This is a genomic window from Novosphingobium rhizosphaerae, assembly GCF_050920675.1.
In the GTDB taxonomy this organism is placed as follows: domain Bacteria; phylum Pseudomonadota; class Alphaproteobacteria; order Sphingomonadales; family Sphingomonadaceae; genus Novosphingobium; species Novosphingobium rhizosphaerae.
In genome coordinates this window covers 3,049,038-3,063,528 of the sequence record NZ_CP137861.1, presented here as the reverse complement: position 1 = coordinate 3,063,528, position 14,491 = coordinate 3,049,038, and the positions used below count along the sequence as shown (strand labels likewise).

Annotated in this window: 13 protein-coding genes; 6 read left to right on the top strand and 7 right to left on the bottom strand. The window is 66.2% G+C overall.

Translation table 11 applies throughout. From position 1 onward, the window contains the following. Nucleotides 1-107: 107 nt before the first annotated feature. Genes trmFO through gyrA form a run of 3 tightly spaced genes read right to left on the bottom strand, consistent with a single transcriptional unit; the run spans nucleotide 108 to nucleotide 4,584 of the window. Nucleotides 108-1,445, bottom strand: a complete 1,338-nt coding sequence (gene trmFO / locus R9J51_RS13990; protein ID WP_179504788.1) for a methylenetetrahydrofolate--tRNA-(uracil(54)-C(5))-methyltransferase (FADH(2)-oxidizing) TrmFO — start codon at nucleotides 1,443-1,445, stop codon at nucleotides 108-110. Nucleotides 1,446-1,450: 5 nt separating this feature from the next. Then, nucleotides 1,451-1,801: a DUF952 domain-containing protein gene (locus R9J51_RS13985; protein WP_179504787.1), complete on the bottom strand. Its 351-nt coding sequence runs from the start codon at nucleotides 1,799-1,801 to the stop codon at nucleotides 1,451-1,453. After that, a complete protein-coding gene (gene gyrA, locus R9J51_RS13980) occupies nucleotides 1,798-4,584 on the bottom strand; it encodes a DNA gyrase subunit A (RefSeq protein WP_179504786.1) in 2,787 nt (928 codons plus the stop codon). Before gyrA ends, R9J51_RS13985 begins: the two co-directional genes overlap by 4 nt. Nucleotides 4,585-4,886: 302 nt before the next feature. On the opposite strand from gyrA, the gene R9J51_RS13975 reads away from it, so the two are divergent. Beyond that, nucleotides 4,887-6,227 carry a tetratricopeptide repeat protein gene (locus R9J51_RS13975; RefSeq protein WP_168554997.1) on the top strand — a complete coding sequence of 447 codons (1,341 nt, stop codon included), beginning with the start codon at nucleotides 4,887-4,889 and terminating at the stop codon, nucleotides 6,225-6,227. A gap of 78 nt (nucleotides 6,228-6,305) precedes the next feature. On the opposite strand, the gene R9J51_RS13970 is transcribed toward R9J51_RS13975, so the two are convergent. Beyond that, nucleotides 6,306-6,959 carry a carbonic anhydrase gene (locus R9J51_RS13970; RefSeq protein WP_168554996.1) on the bottom strand — a complete coding sequence of 218 codons (654 nt, stop codon included), beginning with the start codon at nucleotides 6,957-6,959 and terminating at the stop codon, nucleotides 6,306-6,308. Nucleotides 6,960-7,026: 67 nt separating this feature from the next. On the opposite strand from R9J51_RS13970, the gene lipA reads away from it, so the two are divergent. Beyond that, nucleotides 7,027-7,974, top strand: a complete 948-nt coding sequence (gene lipA / locus R9J51_RS13965; RefSeq protein ID WP_168554995.1) for a lipoyl synthase — start codon at nucleotides 7,027-7,029, stop codon at nucleotides 7,972-7,974. 1 nt (nucleotide 7,975) lies between these two features. After that, on the top strand, nucleotides 7,976-8,440 hold the full coding sequence (locus tag R9J51_RS13960; protein ID WP_168554994.1) for a type II toxin-antitoxin system RatA family toxin: 465 nt from the start codon (nucleotides 7,976-7,978) through the stop codon (nucleotides 8,438-8,440). 32 nt (nucleotides 8,441-8,472) lie between these two features. Here the strand turns inward: R9J51_RS13960 and R9J51_RS13955 are convergent, their stop codons facing one another. Genes R9J51_RS13955 through R9J51_RS13945 form a run of 3 tightly spaced genes read right to left on the bottom strand, consistent with a single transcriptional unit; the run spans nucleotide 8,473 to nucleotide 10,759 of the window. Beyond that, nucleotides 8,473-9,000, bottom strand: coding sequence for a CinA family protein (locus R9J51_RS13955; RefSeq protein WP_168554993.1), 528 nt, complete (start codon nucleotides 8,998-9,000; stop codon nucleotides 8,473-8,475). 20 nt (nucleotides 9,001-9,020) lie between these two features. Then, nucleotides 9,021-9,575: a hypothetical protein gene (locus R9J51_RS13950; RefSeq protein WP_179504785.1), complete on the bottom strand. Its 555-nt coding sequence runs from the start codon at nucleotides 9,573-9,575 to the stop codon at nucleotides 9,021-9,023. Further along, complete coding sequence (locus R9J51_RS13945; RefSeq protein ID WP_179504784.1) at nucleotides 9,572-10,759, bottom strand: bifunctional 2-C-methyl-D-erythritol 4-phosphate cytidylyltransferase/2-C-methyl-D-erythritol 2,4-cyclodiphosphate synthase; 1,188 nt, start codon at nucleotides 10,757-10,759, stop codon at nucleotides 9,572-9,574. The genes R9J51_RS13950 and R9J51_RS13945 overlap by 4 nt, the downstream gene beginning before the upstream one ends. 130 nt (nucleotides 10,760-10,889) lie before the next feature. Here R9J51_RS13945 and dusB point away from each other — a divergent pair, with 130 nt between their 5' ends. From dusB to R9J51_RS13930, 3 genes are read left to right on the top strand one after another with little or no spacing between them, the layout of a single operon-like run. Continuing rightward, complete coding sequence (gene dusB / locus R9J51_RS13940) at nucleotides 10,890-11,906, top strand: tRNA dihydrouridine synthase DusB (protein WP_179504783.1); 1,017 nt, start codon at nucleotides 10,890-10,892, stop codon at nucleotides 11,904-11,906. Nucleotides 11,907-11,914: 8 nt separating this feature from the next. Then, nucleotides 11,915-13,021, top strand: a complete 1,107-nt coding sequence (locus R9J51_RS13935) for a two-component system sensor histidine kinase NtrB (protein WP_246865916.1) — start codon at nucleotides 11,915-11,917, stop codon at nucleotides 13,019-13,021. Nucleotides 13,022-13,025: 4 nt separating this feature from the next. Further along, nucleotides 13,026-14,471, top strand: coding sequence for a sigma-54-dependent transcriptional regulator (locus R9J51_RS13930; RefSeq protein WP_179504782.1), 1,446 nt, complete (start codon nucleotides 13,026-13,028; stop codon nucleotides 14,469-14,471). Nucleotides 14,472-14,491: the final 20 nt, after the last annotated feature.

Below are 14,491 nucleotides of genomic sequence, written 5' to 3'. Positions count from 1 at the left end.
GGCTTCGCACCACCCCCAACCCCTCCTTGCGAAGAGGAGGGGAGCTAAAGCACTGACAAGAAAGCCCCCTCCTCTTCAGAGGAGGGGGCTTGGGGGTGGTGGAACCCTCAAACCAAACTCGCCAACCAAGGCCCGAAATCCGCCTTGCCCCGCGCGGTATAGGCTTCCTTGCGCACCTTCTTCTTCACCGAAGGATCGACCGGCGGGAACAACCCGAAGTTCACGTTCATCGGCTGATAGGTCTCGGCCTCGGCGTCGCCGGTAATGTGGCCGAGCAGCGCGCCCAGCGCCGTGGTGGCGGGCGGCGGCGTCCAGTCCCGGCCCGCCAGTTCGGTTGCCGCCATCAGGCCCGCGAGCATGCCGACCGAGGCACTTTCGACATAGCCTTCGCAGCCGGTGATCTGCCCGGCAAAGCGGATGCGTGGCGCCGATTTCAGGCGCAACTGCCGGTCCAGCAGCGTGGGTGAATGGATGAAAGTGTTGCGGTGCAGGCCGCCCAGTCGCGCGAACTCGGCGTTTTCCAGGCCGGGAATGGTGCGGAACAGGCGCACCTGCTCGGCATGCTTGAGCTTGGTCTGGAAGCCCACCATGTTCCACAGCGTGCCCAGCTTGTTGTCCTGGCGCAGCTGCACCACGGCATAGGGCCAGCGCCCGGTGCGCGGATCGTCCAGCCCCACCGGCTTCATCGGGCCAAAGCGCAAGGTGTCCTCGCCGCGCTCGGCCATCACCTCGATCGGCATGCAGCCATCGAAATAGGGGGTGTTGGCCTCCCATTCCTTGAACACGGTCTTTTCGCCGTCGAGCAGGCCCTGGCGGAACGCCTGGTACTGCTCCTTGTTCATCGGGCAGTTGATGTAATCCTTGCCGGTGCTTTCCGGGCCGGCGGCCTTGTCCCACCGGCTCGCCATCCAGCAAATGTCCATGTCGATGGAATCGCGATAGACGATGGGGGCAATGGCATCGAAAAACGCCAGGCTTTCCGCGCCCGTCGCCGCGCCGATGCTGCCCGCCAGCGATGGCGCGGTGAGCGGCCCGGTGGCCACGATGGTCATGCCATCGGCAGGCAGCGCATCGACGCGTTCGCGCACCACCTCGACATTGGGCAGTTCGCCCAGCGCGGCTTCGACAGCGGCGGAAAACACGTCGCGGTCCACCGCCAGGGCAGAGCCGGCAGGCACGCGCGCCTTGTCGGCGGCGGCCATGATCAGGCTGTCGCAGCGGCGCATTTCGTGGTGCAGCAGGCCCACGGCGTTCTTCTCGTCGTCGTCGGAGCGGAACGAGTTGGAGCAGACCAGCTCGGCCAGGCCTTGGCCCTGGTGCGCGGCGGTGGTTTCCCCGCTGCCGCGCATTTCCGAAAGCCGCACGCGAAAGCCGCGCCGCCCCAGTTGCCAGGCCGCCTCGCTGCCGGCCATGCCGCCACCGATGATGTGAATCTGATGCGTCATCACCGTTACGTCGCGTCGGGAAGCGCCACGCTGCCATCGACCTGGCGGGCCAAGGGCTCCAGCGCCACCACCGCCGCCAGCGGCAGCGGAGCGTAAAGGTGCGGGAACTGTGCCCCGCCGCGCGAGACTTCCCAGCGCACGGCTTCGCCCAGGGCCAGCAGATCGACGGCCGCCACGTGCAGGTCACTCTGCCCGGCAAAGTGCTTGTCCACCGTCTCGGTCAACTGACCCGCCGTGGACATGTGGATATAGCCATCGGCCAGGTCCACCGGGGCGCCGCCAAACATGCCGCTTTCCAGCTGCGCGCGCTGCTCGGCGGTCAACACCTTGTAGGCAATGGGATCATGGGTGCTCATTCGTCGGCACCGCCTTCATCGGCAGCAGCCGGCCCGGCGTTGCCGTCCGCTTCGCCGGTGTCGATTTCGACATCGGCGATTTCGGTACCTTCCTCGGCGTCCTGCTCGGCGAGGCGCACCGCGCCCACAACGTGCTCGTCGCCCGAAACGTTGAACAGGCGCACCCCGGCGGAACCGCGCCCGATCACCCGCAGCGAGGAAAGCGGCAGGCGAATCAGCTTGGCCTGGTCGGTCACAAGCATGAGCTGGTCGGCCTGGCTGGCGGGGAAGCTGGCGACCACCGGCCCGTTGCGGCCGATATTGTCGATATTGGTGATGCCCTGGCCACCGCGCCCGGTGCGGCGATATTCATAGGCCGAAGACAGCTTGCCATAGCCGTTGGCGCAGACCGTTAGGATGAACTGCTCCTTGGCCACCAGTTCCTGGTAGCGTTCGGCGCTCATCTGCGGTTCGCCTTCCTTCTCGGCCTTCCATGGGGCAAAGCGCAAGTAGTCCTCGCGCTCGTCCTGGTCCTTGACGCCGGCACGATGCAGGATCGAGAGCGAGATCACTTCGTCCCCGTCCTTCAGCGCCATGCCGCGCACCCCGGTGGACGTGCGGCTCTGGAACTCGCGCACATCGTCCGCCGGGAAGCGGATGGCCTTGCCCGCGCGGCTTGCCAGCAGCACATCGTCCCCTTCGGACAGCAGCGCCACGCCGATCAGGCGGTCCTCGCCGTCTTCCTCGAACTTCATCGCATACTTGCCGTTCGACGGGATATTGGCGAACGAATCCATGGCGTTGCGGCGCACGTTGCCCTTGGCCGTGGCGAACATGACGTTGAGGTTGCCCCACTCCGCCTCGTCTTCCGGCAAGGGTAGCACGGCGGCAATCGTCTCACCCTGGTCCAGCGCGGGCAGCAGGTTGACCACCGGGCGGCCGCGGGTGGCAGCGCCGCCTTCGGGCAGGCGCCACACTTTCAGGCGATAGACCTTGCCGGCGGTGGAGAAGAACAGCACGGGCGTGTGGGTGCTGGCCACGAACATCGTGGCGACGGCATCCTCTTCCTTGGTCGCCATGCCCGAGCGGCCCTTGCCGCCACGGGCCTGGGCGCGGAACGTGGAAAGCGGGGTGCGCTTGATATAACCGTCGAGCGTGACGGTCACGACCATGTCCTCGCGCTCGATCAGGTCTTCGTCGTCGATGCCATCGGCCGCCGGCATGATCTGCGACAGGCGCGGCGTGGCATAGGCGGCGCGCACGTCCACCAGTTCCTGGCGCATCACGGCATATAGCTTCTGCCGGTCGGCCAAGATCGCCAGGTATTCCTTGATCGCGGTGGAAAGCTTTTCCAGTTCGTCGCCGATCTCGTCACGGCCCAGCGCCGTCAGGCGGTGCAGGCGCAGATCGAGGATGGCGCGGACCTGGATTTCCGACAGGCGATAGGTGCCTTCGCCGGCCACGGCATCGTCTTCGATCGCTTCGACCAGGCGGATATAGGGCGCGATTTCGCCCATCGGCCATTCGCGCGCCAGCAGCGCCTCGCGCGCCAGGGCCGGGTTGGCCGAACCACGGATGATCTTGACCACTTCATCCAGGTTGGTCACCGCCACGACCAGGCCAAGCAGCACATGGGCGCGATCGCGCGCCTTGCTCAGTTCGAACTTGGTGCGCCGCGTGATCACTTCCTCGCGGAAGCGCACGAAGCTTTCGATGATGTCCTTGAGCGTCAGGATTTCCGGGCGGCCGCCACGGATGGCCAGCATGTTCGCCGGGAAATTGGACTGGGCAGGGGTGTTGCGCCACAGCTGGTTGAGCACCACCTCGGGCGAGGCATCGCGCTTGAGGTCCACGACCACGCGCACGCCTTCACGATTGGATTCATCGCGAATGTCGGAAATGCCTTCGATCCGCTTGTCCTTGGCGGCTTCGGCAATCTTTTCGACGAGGTTGGACTTGCCCACCTGATAGGGGATCGAGGTCAGCACGATGGAGCGGCGGTTGGCGTCGCGTCCGCGGCCTTCCTCCACCTCGTGACAGCAGCGCATCATGATCGATCCGCGGCCCTCGGTATAGGCCTTGCGCGCGCCGTGAGCGCCCAGGATCAGCGGGGCAGTGGGGAAATCCGGGCCGGGGATGATCTGGATCAGCTCGTCGATCGAGATCAGCGGGTTGTCCATATAGGCCAGGCAGCCATCGATCACTTCGCCCAGGTTGTGCGGCGGAATGTTGGTGGCCATGCCCACCGCGATGCCACCCGCGCCGTTGACCAGCAGGTTGGGGAAGCGCGCCGGCAGAACCTGCGGTTCGTTTTCCGCGCCGTCGTAGTTGGGCTGGAAGTCGACCGTGTCCTTGTCGATATCGGCCAGCAGCGAGTCCGCCACTTTGGCCAGGCGCGCTTCGGTATAGCGCATCGAGGCCGGCGGATCAGGGTCCATGGAGCCGAAGTTGCCCTGGCCGTCGATCAGCGGCAGGCGCATCGACCAATCCTGGGTCATGCGCGCCAGCGCATCATAGATCGCGCTGTCGCCATGGGGGTGATACTTACCCATGGTATCGCCCACGATGCGGGCGGACTTGCGATAGGGCTTGGTCGAAGTGAAGCCGTTCTCGTGGCTGGTCCACAGGATGCGGCGGTGGACCGGCTTGAGGCCGTCGCGCACATCGGGAAGCGCACGCGCCACGATCACGCTCATCGCGTAATCGAGGTAGCTGGTCTTCATTTCGTCGACGATGTCGATCCGCTGGAATTCGTGTTCCGGCGTGCCGGGGGTGGGATCGAGATTGGGTGTGTCGTCGCTCACGATGGTGGCTTTGTCGTTTCGTTGTCTGGAAAGAATTGCCCCTAGGCGCCTTTCGCGCAAAAGGCCAGCAAGCATGCCGTTTCCGACATATCTTGCGATCAGTTTTCCACACATGCGACAAGCTGCCTGAACGGCAGGACGAATTGCCATTCAATCCGCGTTCACGGCGTGGCACCTAATGTGCCAAGTGTTGCCAAGGGCGTCATTCCGCGCCACTAGCGCAGGGCCGACCAGGGTAAGCGGCATTGGACTGTGTTTGCCAAACGGCACGGGCAATGTCGGGGTCGAACAGGAGATACAAGATGCGCGGTTCTTTGTGGAATTCGGGTAAGGGCACGATTGCGCGCGCGGCTGTGGCCGTTGCGCTGGCGAGTGGCCTTGGCATGGGCGCCATGGTCGCCCCCGCGATCGCCAAGGAAGCCAAGAAGGAAGAAGGCGGCGGCAATTCCAAGGAATTCGCGGCAGCTGCCGCGCCGTTCCAGAAGTCGTTCAACGATTGGCAGGCCACCAAGGGCAAGGCCGCCGATGCCGATTACAAGGCCGGCGCGCAAAAGCTGGTGTCGGAACTCGGTCCGGTGGAAACCGGCGCCAAGACGCCGCTCGACCGCCTGATCCTGGGCCAGTGGCAGCAGATCCTCGGCGGTGCGCTGGGCGACGGCGCCCTGCAGCAGAAGGGCCTGCAGAACATGGCCGACAGCGGCCAGCTCGGCGCCGACAAGCAGCCGATGGTGCAGTATTTCCTGGGTGCCACGGCCTACCAGAACAAGGACTATGCCACCGCGACCAAGGCGCTCAAGGCAGCGGTTGACGCCAACTACAGCGAAGACAACGCGGCCGAACTGCTGGCCGATTCCTATGTCCAGCAGAACCAGCCGACGCAGGCGCTCGATGCGCTCAAGGCCGCAGTGGCCACCCGCAAGGCGGCCAACGGCACCGTGCCGGTCAGCTGGTACAAGCGTGGCCAGGTCATTGCCTATAACGCCAAGCTTGGCCCGCAGGCGATCGAATGGGGCCTGCTCTCGGTGACTGCCGATCCCACCCCGATCAACTGGCTGGGCGCTGGCCAGTTGACCCGTGAATTCAGCCAGTTCGGCAAGGAAGAATCGGTCGACCTGGGCCGTCTGTTCCAGCGCACCGGCGCGCTGGGCGTGGACAAGCAGTACACCGGCCGCGAATACGTCGAATACATCCAGGCCGCCGACCCGCGTCGCCTGCCCGGCGAAGTGCAGAAGATTGCCGAGCAGGGCGTGGCCGCAGGCGCGATCTCTGCTTCCGACCCGTTCGTGTCCGACGCGCTGAGCCAGGCGAAGGCCCGTATCGCCGCAGGCGACAAGGCCTCGCTGGGCGCGCTGGAGCGTGACGCGGCCAAGGCCGCCGACGGCAAGCTCTCGGCCATCACCGCCGACGCTTACCTCTCGTATGGCGAAGCGGCCAAGGCCGAAGCGCTTTACAAGGCCGCGCTGGCCAAGGGCATTCCCGCCCAGGCCGACAAGGACCGTGTGGAAACCCGCCTGGGCATCGCCTTGTCCGACCAGGGCAAGTACGATGAAGCCAAGGCCGCCTTTGCCACCGTCACCGGCGGCGTGCGCGCCCCGCTGGCCCAGTTGTGGACCCAGTATGTGATCACCAAGGGCGCCAAGTAAGCGTCCTTCGGGATTACCCGAAACGAGAAGGGCGGCTCCTTGCGGGGCCGCCCTTTTTCGTTGCGGGAATGGATCGCTTCAGGCCGCAGGGGTGAACGCGCCGGTTTCCTCGTCCAGCAGGTGCAGGATGCCGTCGGAAATGGCGAAGAACGCGCCGCGCAAGGTCAATTCGCCAGCGGCTTCCTTTTCCTGCACCCAGGGGAACGTGCGCAGGTTGGCCAGGCTGGCTTTGACGCCGGCCAGTTCCATGGCCCGTTCCGCAGTGCGGCCGGTGGTGCCGTGCTCGGCCACCACGGGCTTGCGCGCATCGTCCAGCAGCGAGATCCAGTCGGCCACGAAGCCGCCTTGGCCGCGGGCGGTGCCGGCCATTTCCTGGGTCAGCGCGGCGCGGCAGCCGCCGCACATGCCGTGGCCCATCACCACCACTTCCTTGACCTTGAGCACCTGGATCGCAAATTCCAGGGCGGCCGAAACACCGTGGTGCCCGGGCGTGGTTTCGAAGGGGGGCACCATGGCCGCCACGTTGCGCACCACGAACATTTCGCCAGGATCGGTGTCGAACACCTGGGCAGGATCGACGCGGCTGTCGGAGCAGGCGATGATCATCACCTTGGGCTCCTGACCTTCGCGCAAGCGCTCCCAGCGCTCACGATGCGGGGTCCAACCATTGTCACGGAAGCGGCGATAGCCGGCGATAAGCTGTTCCAGCTCGGGGGAAGTCGGGTTTGCCATGGCCAAAGGGCATGCCGTGTTCATTTGACACTTTCAAGTGCCCCAAGATGCGCCTATCTGCGCTGGCATGACCGACACTGCCAGCAACCGAGAGCCCATCCAGCCGCAGCGCACCCGCAAGCCTGACTGGATTCGCGTAAAGGCGCCCACCAGCAAGGGCTATGGCGAGACGCGCCAGTTGATGCGCGACTTGAAGCTCAACACGGTGTGTGAAGAGGCCGCGTGCCCCAACATCGGCGAGTGTTGGACCAAGAAACACGCGACGGTGATGATCCTGGGCGACGTGTGCACCCGCGCTTGCGCGTTCTGCAACGTCAAGACCGGCATGCCCCGCGCGGTCGATGCATCCGAACCAGGCCACGTGGCCGAAGCCGCCGCGCGCATGGGGCTAGAGCATATCGTGATCACCTCGGTCGACCGCGATGACCTGCCCGATGGCGGCGCCAGCCAGTTCGTCAAGGTGATCAAGGCGCTGCGCGAGCAGACGCCGCAGACCACGATCGAAATCCTCACGCCCGATTTCCGCAACAAGATGGAAAGCGCCGTCGCCGCCATCGTGGAAGCGGGGCCGGACGTCTACAACCACAACCTGGAAACCGTGCCCCGGCTCTATCCCACGATCCGCCCCGGCGCGCGCTATTACGCCTCGCTGCGCCTGCTCGAGCAGGTCAAGCGGCTCAATCCGATGATCTTCACCAAGTCGGGCATCATGCTCGGCCTGGGCGAGGAACGCCTGGAAGTGCACCAGGTGATGGACGACATGCGCTCGGCCCAGATCGACTTCCTCACCATGGGCCAGTATCTCCAGCCCACGCCCAAGCACACCAAGGTGATGGAATTCGTCACGCCCAAGGCCTTCGATGCCTATGGCGCGATCGCGCGGGCCAAGGGCTTCCTGCAGGTGGCGTCGAGCCCGCTTACCCGGTCGAGCTATCACGCCGGCGAAGACTTTGCCCAGATGCGCGCCGCGCGCGAGGCGCAGTTGGCCAAGGCGGCGGCACGTACCGGGGCCTGAAATGCCGCGCATTGCCGAACAGCGGCGGCTGCAATGGTCGCCGGAGCAGATGTTCGACCTGGTTGCCGACGTGCGCCGCTACCCAGAGTTCCTGCCCTGGGTGGTGGCCACGCGGATCAAGACGGACAGCGAAACCGAAATGGTGGCCGACATGCTCGTCGGTTTCAACGCGCTGCGCGAAAAGTTCACCTCGCGCGTGCGCAAGGTCGCGCCCGACCAGGCCCATAACGCCCGGATCGAGGTGGAATATCTCGATGGTCCGATGAAAAGCCTGTCCAACACCTGGGCTTTTCGCCCAGGCGAAGATGGCACCGGCTGCGTGATCGATTTCAACGTGGATTTCACGTTCCGCAACGCGCTGTTCGAAAAGCTCGCCGGCCAATATCTCGATCGCGCGTTCCGCAAGATGGTCGCCGCGTTCGAAACCCGCGCAGCCAAACTCTACGGCACCGAACAACCCGCATAACCGCCGCGAGAGGGGAGGAGGGCGCTAGCCCCTCATTCCTCGCCCGGCGGCAGCAACAGATCCAGCGCGCACAGCGTTGCCTGGTGGCGCACGGCGCTGCGCGTGCGGCATTGGTCGAACAGCCGCGTCTCGGCCATGATGTCTTCCGGGTTCTGCCCGCGTTGCGCGCGCGCGAACACCACGGTGCCCACCGGCTTCTGTTCCGATCCGCCATCGGGCCCGGCAATGCCGGTGATGGCCACGGCCACGTCGGCGCGCGAATGGGCAAGGGCGCCTTGCGCCATGGACCATGCGGTGGCCACCGAAACCGCCCCCACGGCATCGATCACGTCCATCGAAACACCCAGCACTTCGTGCTTGGCCTCGTTGGAATACGTGACGAAGCCACGATCGAGCACGGCCGACGAGCCGGCAATCTCGGTCAGCGCCGCTGCCACCATGCCGCCGGTGCAGCTTTCCGCCAGGGCCACGGTCCGGCCCAGGCGGCGATTTTCATCGATCACGCGCTGGGCCAGCGCCACGATATCGGGCGGGAGAAGGCAATCGGTTTCCGGGGGCATGATAGGGGTGCTTTCAGTTCTTACGGGGTTTCCGGGCACAGCGGCAGCCCGGATTTGCGGGGCTGGGTGCCCGGCTTGCGCGATGGCGTATCCACCATGCGGATAATGAAGGTAAACAATCCTGCGGTGTTTTCGGGCGGCAGCGGCGCGAGCAAGCGCGTCATTTGTTCCAGCGGCCGGCAATTCTCGGGCTTGAGCGCCTCGGTGACCATCTGCCCCAGCATGCCATCGGCAAAGGGTTGCAGCGCCTTGTCGGGCAGGTTGGCCATCTGGGCGATGGTCTTGTCCTGGTCGGTCTGCGCCAGCTTGATCAGCGCGGCCTTGGCGCGGGGCCAGGCCGCGGGCTTGGCCAGGGCATAGCGCTGCACCATGCCCTGGCCTTCACGCGCAAAGAACCCCTGCGGCGCCAGGTGCGGCGCGCAATAGGTCATCGCGCTGTCCATGACTGCGGGCAGGGCATAGGACACCATGGCATTGACATCAGCGGTTTCGAGGCAAGCCGGCGCGGCGGCCTGCGCGCATTGGCTGGCCAGCAGCGCGCCCAGCGCCAGGGTTGCGGAAGCGGCGCGGATCATCGCGGCACCACGGTGGCCACGGCCTGGGCGGCGATGCCTTCACCGCGCCCGGTGGTACCCAGGCGTTCGGTGGTGGTGGCCTTCACGCTCACGCGGTCTATCGGCAGGGCGAGGATTTCCGCCAGGCGGGCGCGCATTGCGGCCTTGTGCGGGCCGATCTTGGGCGCTTCGCAGATGATCGTCACGTCGACATGGGCGATGGCCTGGCCGCTCTGCGCCACAAGGGTGGCGGCATGGGCCAGGAAGCGATCGGACGAGGCGCCTTTCCATTGCGGATCGGACGGCGGGAAATGATCGCCGATGTCGCCCGCCGCGATCGCGCCCAGCAAGGCATCGACCAGCGCGTGGATCGCCACGTCGGCATCACTATGCCCCGCCAGGCCCTTGTCGTGGTCGATCTTCACCCCGCACAGCCACAGTTCCTCGCCCGCTACCAGGCGGTGGACGTCAAAGCCCATTCCAACGCGCGGATGAACAGACATGTCGGCACTCTCCAGATCGGCGGCAAAGGTCACCTTGCGCAGCGCCTCGTCTCCCGGCACCAGCGCGACGGGCAGGCCGGCGGCATCGGCCACTTGCGCATCGTCGCCCGCTTCGGCGGCGCCACCCCCGGTGTTGGCGGTCCAGCCACGATGCGCGGCCAGGATGGCAGGATAATGAAAGGCCTGCGGCGTCTGCACGCGATAGAGCCCGTCACGCTCCACCGCCGCGTGGCGCAGGCCATCGGTGCCGCGCACCACGCTGTCGACCACGGGCAGCACGGGAATCGCCCCGGCCACGTTCTCCAGCGCCGCCAACAGTCCATGGATCACAACGTGGGGCAGGACAGGCCGGGCCGCATCGTGGATGAGCACGCGCGCGGGTGCATCGTCCACCAGCGCTTCAAGCGCCAGCGCCACCGATTCCCGGCGGGTGCTTCCACCCTGGACAAGGGCGACGCCGGGCAAGCCCTGCAGGGCATTGCCTGCCGCCTCTTCCCAGCCCTGCGGGATCGCCACCACGATCGGCGCCACGCCGGCTCCGATCAGGGATTCCACGCTGTGGCGCACCAGGGGCTTGCCGTGCCAAACAGCGAACTGCTTGGGCACGCTGCCGCCCGCGCGCAGGCCCTTGCCCGCCGCCACCACGATTGCGGCGGTTGCAGGTGCTTTGGTTTCGGTTGAAAGGGGAGGGGCAGGGTTCATGCGAGGTGCGCCTCTACCAGCAGGGCGGAGCGAAGCCAAGCGGCGCTTGCGCTCGCCCGGATAGCCCGCTTGCCCGGCGGGGCGTCTTGGACTATAGGCTGCCTGTTTTTTAGGCAGTTATACGCAGATCATGACCCAGGTTCCCGTTCCCCCCGTTCTTGCCCCGCTCGACGTCGGCCCCGTGCGCATTGGCTGCCCGGTGGTGCTGGCGCCGATGACGGGCGTGTCCGATCTGCCGTTCCGCCTGATGGTGCGGCGCTTCGGTTCGGGCCTGAACGTCACGGAAATGATCGCCAGCCCCGCTGCGATCCGCGAAACACGCCAGTCGATCCAGAAATGGGCCTGGCACCCGACGGAAGAACCCGTTTCGATGCAACTGGTCGGCTGCGATCCCGAACAGATGGGCGAGGCGGCCAAGCTTTCCGAAGATCGTGGCGCCGCCATCATCGACATCAACATGGGCTGCCCGGTACGCAAGGTGGTCAACGGCTATGCCGGCTCTGCCCTGATGCGCGAAGTGCCGCTGGCCTCCCGCCTGATCGAGGCGACGGTCAAGGCGGTCAAAGTGCCCGTCACGGTCAAGATGCGCATGGGTTGGTGCCATGACAGCCTCAATGCCCCCGAACTCGCGCGCATCGCGCAGGATCTGGGCGCGCAGATGATCACCGTCCACGGCCGCACCCGCAACCAGATGTACAAGGGCAGCGCCGACTGGGCTTTCGTGCGCAATGTGAAGGACGCGGTGACGATCCCCGTGGTCGTCAACGGCGATATCTGCGGGATCGAGGACGTGGCGCAGGCCGTGGCGCAAAGCGGCGCCGACGGCGTGATGATCGGGCGCGGCGCCTATGGCCGGCCCTGGCTGCTCGGCCAGGTCATGCACTGGCTGCAGACCGGCGAAGTGCGCCCCGATCCCACGATCGAGGAGCAGTACCGCCTGATCGTGGAGCATTACAACGCCATGCTCGAACACTATGGCCCGGTGACCGGCGTCAACATGGCGCGCAAGCACCTGGGCTGGTACACCAAGGGGCTGCCGGGCTCGGCTGAATTCCGCAATCGCGTCAATTTCATCGACGACGCGGCCGACGTGCTGGACAATCTCGAAGCGTTCTACGCGCCGCTCCACACCCGCGAAGCGGCATGACCCAAGGCATGGACCGCACCCGTGCCGAACATCTGGTGCGGCCCGATCCCAAGCGCATGATCGCCAGCTTTCCGCTGGCCGTGCTGCTGTTGGCGCCCGACATGACGATTTCGGCGGTCAACCCGGCGGCGGAACAGTTGCTGGGGCAAGGCGCGCGGCGCGTGGTGGGCAAGGCCCTGGCCGACATTCTCGCGTTCGAGGAACCCTTGATCATGAGCCGCCTGGCCGATGCCGAAACGCATCTGGTGGCGCGGCGCGTGCGCGTGGGCCTTGGCGGGAAAAGCCCACGGGCGCTCGATGTCATGACTGCGCCGGTGCAGCATCATCCCGGTTGGCAGATGCTGGTGCTGCATGAAATGAGCGGGGTCGAAGGCCTTAGCGACGATGTGCCTGGCGTTGGCGGCGGCGAGACCGGCGCCCTGCGCGCGCCCGAGGTCTTGGCGCACGAAATCAAGAACCCGCTGGCCGGCATCCGTGGCGCGGCGCAGTTGCTGGATCGCAAGCTGGGCGAGGCCGATCGCGCGCTGACCGGGCTGATCACGGCCGAAGTAGACCGCGTCGCCAAGCTGATCGATCACATGCAATCGCTTTCCCGCCGCATTCGCGAACCGGCAGTGCCGTGCAACCTGCACGAGGCGGTGCGCCGCGCCCAGGCGGTGATCGCGGCCAGCGATCCCGGCGCGGTGCTGGTGCACGAGGAATTCGATCCTTCGCTGCCGCCCGTCACGGCCAATCCCGATGCGCTGGTGCAAGTGCTGCTCAACCTCATGACCAACGCGCGCGAGGCATGCGAAGGCCAGGCCAACCGCCGAATTGTCGTGCGCACACGCTTTGCCAGCGGCATCCAGGTGCATTCCCGTGCCGGCAAGCCGCTGCGCCTGCCGATCGAAGTGCGCGTCAGCGACAATGGGCCAGGCATCGACCCCGCCCTGCGCGATCACATTTTCGAACCCTTCGTCACGGCCAAGAAGAACGGGCAAGGGCTGGGCCTGGCCTTGGTGCAGAAACTGGTGCGCGAAATGAACGGCCGCATCACCCACGATCGCGACGAGGCTGGCGGATGGACTCACTTCCGCCTGCACCTGCCCGTTGCGGGCACCGTCCAGAGCGATTGAGGCCATGAAAGAATCCATTCTCCTGGTTGAGGACGATTCCTCGATCGCCATCGTCATCACCGCCGCGCTGGAGGCGGAGGGCTTTCACGTCGATCGCTGCGACAGCATTGCCGGGCGCGATTGCCTGCTGGCCGGCAAGGCCTATGGCCTCATGTTGACCGACGTGATGCTTACCGATGGCGATGGGATCGAAACCTTGCCGCCGGTGCGCGCGGCGTTCCCGCGCATGCAGGTGATCATCCTCTCGGCCCAGAACACGCTCGATACCGCAGTGCGCGCCAGCGACACCGGGGCGTTCGAATATTTCCCCAAGCCGTTCGACCTGGAAGAACTGGTGCGCACGGTGCGCCAGGCGCTCGGCGCGCTCGACGGTGGCGACCTGCCCGATGCGGCGGACGACCTCGGGCAGGGCCTGCCGCTGGTGGGCCGCAGCCCGGCCATGCAGGCGGTCTATCGCATGATCACGCGCGTGTTGCGCAACGATCTGACCGTGCTGATCTTGGGCGAATCCGGCACCGGCAAGGAACTGGTGGCAGAGGCGATCCACCAGCTGGGCAATCGCCGCGACGGCCCGTTCGTGGCCGTCAACACTGCCGCCATTCCCCACGAACTGATCGAGAGCGAACTGTTCGGGCACGAAAAGGGCGCCTTCACCGGCGCGGTGGCGCGCCAGATCGGCAAGTTCGAACAGGCTGCGCGCGGCACCCTGTTCCTCGATGAAATCGGCGACATGCCGCTCGAGGCTCAGACCCGCCTGCTGCGCGCGCTGCAATCGGGGCGCATCCGGCGCGTGGGCGGGACCGAGGAAATTGCCCTCGATTGCCGGATCATCGCGGCCACAAACCGCGATCTGGTGCCGATGATCGCCGCCGGCACGTTCCGCGAAGACCTTTATTACCGCCTTGCCGTGGTCCCGATCGAGCTGCCCCCGCTGCGTGACCGGGCCGACGATGTGGAGGCGCTGTCGCGCCATTTCCTGGCCCGCGCCGCCACGGAAGGCCTGCCCCGTCGGCAGCTTTCGGCAGCCGGCGCCGCCTTGCTGGCACGACAGCCCTGGCGCGGCAACGTGCGCGAACTGCGCAATTTCATCTTCCGCCTGGCCCTGCTGGCGCGCGACGACGTGATCGACGACGCCACGATCGAGCCCTTGCTGGCAGCCGATAGTGGCGCTGCCCGCACCGCAGAAGGGGAAGGGGGCAACCCGGCCAGCGCCCCGGCCGATTTCGCCGCCGCGCTCGAGGCTTACCTGGCCCAGGCGCGGCCGGAGCCGGGCATGCTCTATGATGCCGCGCTGGCCGCGTTCGAGCGGCCGCTGTTCCTCCATGCGCTCGCGCAGACCGGCGGCAACCAGCTGCGCGCCGCACAATTGCTGGGGATCAACCGCAACACCTTGCGCAAACGCCTGGTCGATCTGGGCATCGCGCCCGAGGATGCGCTGGGTGGCCGCTGAGCGGCGATACGGCGGGGCAA

Coding starts and splice junctions, on each gene's coding strand:
- trmFO (WP_179504788.1), bottom strand. CDS start 1,445: ATGACGCATCAGATTCACATCATCGGTGGCGGCATGGCCGGCAGCGAG.
- R9J51_RS13985 (WP_179504787.1), bottom strand. CDS start 1,801: ATGAGCACCCATGATCCCATTGCCTACAAGGTGTTGACCGCCGAGCAG.
- R9J51_RS13975 (WP_168554997.1), top strand. CDS start 4,887: ATGCGCGGTTCTTTGTGGAATTCGGGTAAGGGCACGATTGCGCGCGCG.
- R9J51_RS13970 (WP_168554996.1), bottom strand. CDS start 6,959: ATGGCAAACCCGACTTCCCCCGAGCTGGAACAGCTTATCGCCGGCTAT.
- lipA (WP_168554995.1), top strand. CDS start 7,027: ATGACCGACACTGCCAGCAACCGAGAGCCCATCCAGCCGCAGCGCACC.
- R9J51_RS13960 (WP_168554994.1), top strand. CDS start 7,976: ATGCCGCGCATTGCCGAACAGCGGCGGCTGCAATGGTCGCCGGAGCAG.
- R9J51_RS13955 (WP_168554993.1), bottom strand. CDS start 9,000: ATGCCCCCGGAAACCGATTGCCTTCTCCCGCCCGATATCGTGGCGCTG.
- R9J51_RS13950 (WP_179504785.1), bottom strand. CDS start 9,575: ATGATCCGCGCCGCTTCCGCAACCCTGGCGCTGGGCGCGCTGCTGGCC.
- R9J51_RS13945 (WP_179504784.1), bottom strand. CDS start 10,759: ATGAACCCTGCCCCTCCCCTTTCAACCGAAACCAAAGCACCTGCAACC.
- dusB (WP_179504783.1), top strand. CDS start 10,890: ATGACCCAGGTTCCCGTTCCCCCCGTTCTTGCCCCGCTCGACGTCGGC.
- R9J51_RS13935 (WP_246865916.1), top strand. CDS start 11,915: ATGGACCGCACCCGTGCCGAACATCTGGTGCGGCCCGATCCCAAGCGC.
- R9J51_RS13930 (WP_179504782.1), top strand. CDS start 13,026: ATGAAAGAATCCATTCTCCTGGTTGAGGACGATTCCTCGATCGCCATC.